This window comes from Mycobacterium sp. E2462, from assembly GCF_001672685.1.
Classification (GTDB): domain Bacteria; phylum Actinomycetota; class Actinomycetes; order Mycobacteriales; family Mycobacteriaceae; genus Mycobacterium.
In genome coordinates, this window is record NZ_LZKC01000015.1 from 1 (window position 1) to 2473 (window position 2473).

Consider the following 2473-nt stretch of genomic DNA (forward strand, 5'->3'; position numbering starts at 1 on the left):
TTGGCCTCGCAGTAGGGGTAGCCGTCGAAGGCGGGATCCTCGATGCCGGCCATGGTGGCGGCCACCAGCCGCCGGACCGCCCGCTCTACGCACGCGTTCACGATGTTGCGGGCGGCGGTCACCAGCGTCTCGGCGATGTCCATGCCGATGTCCGGGGGCGTCGGGTTGGTGACGTCGATCGCCACGTCGACGCCGTCCAGCGCACGGGACAGGTTGGCCCCGCTGACCACGTCGACGCCCTGCGCCCGCGAGATCTCGACCACCGCGACGCCGCGGCTCCTCAGCCGCGCCACCACCCGGGACCCGGCGGTTCCGGTCGCCCCCAGCACGGCGATGGTCGTCATCTGCACCCGCTTCCCAATCGCCGCTAGTGCTACCCGGGGTTTCTCCCGTCAAACGCGGAGGCGAGCACCCGAACGGCCGCCACCGCGACCCCGTTTGATCGCGGGCCGACGGGGAAGCCCTACGCGAACGGGCGCACGCCCGACAACACAGGGACCAGGAGGTCAGGCAATGGGGGACGACAAGAGCGGTCCGCAGGAAGCGGTGCAGGGCGGCGTCGAGGGCATCAAGGGCAAGGTCAAGGAGGTCGGCGGTGCCGTCCTCGGCAAGGATGACCTGGTCGAGGAGGGTCAGGCGCAGCAGGACAAGGCCGACGCGCAGCGCGACGCCGGCAAGAAGGAAGCCGAGGCGGAATCCGCCCGGGCCGGCGCCAAGGCCGCCGAGGAGCGCCAGAAGGACAATCAATAATCAATACGGCGTAACTTTTCGCCGCCAGGGGTCCGGTCCGAGCGAGGGCCGGGCCCCTGCGGCGTAGGGTGTCAGAAACGCCGCCGACCGACGATCGGTGGTTTCAAATCGCCGCGCCGGGCTATCCCTGGCCTGACTGCCCGCATCGCGCAGCGTGGGTGGGTGAGCGAGGTGAGACATGGGCCTGAGCGACCGAGTCGCGAGCGTCGTCGCGTTCCTGCGCGCCGGCTACCCCGGCCGGGCGCCCAGCCTCGGGTACTCACCGCTGCTGGCCCTGTTGCCGCGGCGGGTCGCCGACGACGAGCTCCCGGCCATCGCCCGGCGGCTGCTTGCGCCCACGCGACGCCGCGTCGACAGCGCCGATGTCGGGGTGGCGATCATCGGCGTCACCGACGAGATGCCCTCGGTCGAGGAGATCGACCGCGTCCGGCGGCTGGTGCACGCGATGGGGACGCCCAGCGACCGCTGAGTACCGTCTCAGTGCCGCTCGATGTCGACGACGAGCGGCCGGTGATCCGAGATGGACATCGGCTCGGCCGCGACGGCGTGCCCGCGCAGCGCCGGGTCGTCGGTCATGATGTGGTCGAGCTGCCGATTGGGGCTGTCGGCGGGAAACGTCTGCGCCGCCGCCAGCGGCCGCATGCCCGACCAGCGCTGCACGGTCGACGGGGTCATGTTGAGGTCACCCGTGAGCAGCCGCGGCCCCGGAAACCCGCGCAGGTCGTGCACGAGCCGGCGCAATTGGCGCCGATTCCAGCCGGGGACGAAGGACAGGTGGGTGTTGGCGACGGTCAGGCCCCCCGTCGGGGTGCGTAGCCGCGCGATGACGGCCGCGCGCGGCTCCTCGTCGACCACCATCACCCGGTTGGGGCCCGGGAGATACATCGGGAACCGCATTGGGATGCGGGGGAGCCGCACCACCTGCCAACTGTCCACCGGGTAGCGCGACAGCAGCGCGATGCCGTAGGCGGCGGTACCGGGCTGCTCCCGGCCAGTGGCCGCCATCCAGGTCGCCCCCGGGGTGCCTGAAATGGCGGCGACGAAGCGGTGTTCGACGGCCCCCATCGCCTCGGCCGCGGCCGCGGTGAGGTCGGCGCGCTCCGAGCGCGGCTGGTCACAGTCGACCTCCTGCAGGCTGAGGACGTCGGCGTCGAGGCGGCGCACGCAGTCGCGCAGCCGGTCCAGGTGGACGCCGTCGCCCACGGTTCGGCCGTGCAGGATGTTGAAAGTCGCTACCCGCATGGGTCTTCGCCTACCCACTTTCCCGGTCGCGGACGCGCGCCGCTCAGCACGCGCCCGGCACGTCCTCACGGGCGGCGACCGACCGGCCGTCACCGGTGTCGAACACCTCGATCACCACGTCGTCGTCCCGGTAACACCCCACCCGTGTCAGGCCCGGCGTGGCCGCGATGACGGCGTGTGCCTCGTCGCCGGTCAGTGGGTAGTCCGCGACGTCGTGCCGCCAGTGGGCGGCGACCACGGTGGCGCCCGGCAGCAGCCGCGGACATTCCCGCCGCAGCGTCGCGCCGAGCGCCTCCGCCTGCAGGTAGTAGCCGACCTCGCTGAGCACCAGCAGGTCGAACGGGCCGTCCGGCCACGCCGCGTCCAGTGAGGCACGCAGTAGCGTCACCCGGTCGCGGGCGCCCGCCGCCCCCCCCCCGGCGGGCGCCCCGCCCCCCCCCGCCGCCGCGCCCGCCGCGGCGGGCCCCCCCCCCCCCCCCGC

Annotated in this window: 4 protein-coding genes and 1 pseudogene; 2 read left to right on the top strand and 3 right to left on the bottom strand. The window is 73.0% G+C overall.

Going from position 1 to position 2473, the window contains the following annotated elements; genetic code table 11:
* On the bottom strand, window positions 1-344 hold a 344-nt coding region (locus A5714_RS00910), incomplete at its 3' end, for an SDR family oxidoreductase (protein WP_156747111.1).
* Between the two features lie 169 nt (window positions 345-513).
* Between A5714_RS00910 and A5714_RS00915 the strand changes: the two genes are divergently transcribed.
* Window positions 514-750, top strand: a complete 237-nt coding sequence (locus A5714_RS00915; RefSeq protein ID WP_068071853.1) for a general stress protein CsbD — start codon at window positions 514-516, stop codon at window positions 748-750.
* A gap of 178 nt (window positions 751-928) precedes the next feature.
* Window positions 929-1219 carry a DUF3349 domain-containing protein gene (locus A5714_RS00920; protein ID WP_068281865.1) on the top strand — a complete coding sequence of 97 codons (291 nt, stop codon included), beginning with the start codon at window positions 929-931 and terminating at the stop codon, window positions 1217-1219.
* A gap of 8 nt (window positions 1220-1227) precedes the next feature.
* Here the strand turns inward: A5714_RS00920 and A5714_RS00925 are convergent, their stop codons facing one another.
* Window positions 1228-1992, bottom strand: a complete 765-nt coding sequence (locus A5714_RS00925) for an endonuclease/exonuclease/phosphatase family protein (RefSeq protein WP_068281867.1) — start codon at window positions 1990-1992, stop codon at window positions 1228-1230.
* A 43-nt stretch (window positions 1993-2035) separates the two neighbouring features.
* A pseudogene (locus tag A5714_RS00930) lies at window positions 2036-2473 on the bottom strand (SAM-dependent methyltransferase); the annotation flags it as partial.

Bases quoted from the DNA above. Each gene is read 5' to 3' on its own strand.
- A5714_RS00920 (WP_068281865.1), top strand. From the start codon at position 929: ATGGGCCTGAGCGACCGAGTCGCGAGCGTCGTCGCGTTCCTGCGCGCC.
- A5714_RS00915 (WP_068071853.1), top strand. From the start codon at position 514: ATGGGGGACGACAAGAGCGGTCCGCAGGAAGCGGTGCAGGGCGGCGTC.
- A5714_RS00925 (WP_068281867.1), bottom strand. From the start codon at position 1,992: ATGCGGGTAGCGACTTTCAACATCCTGCACGGCCGAACCGTGGGCGAC.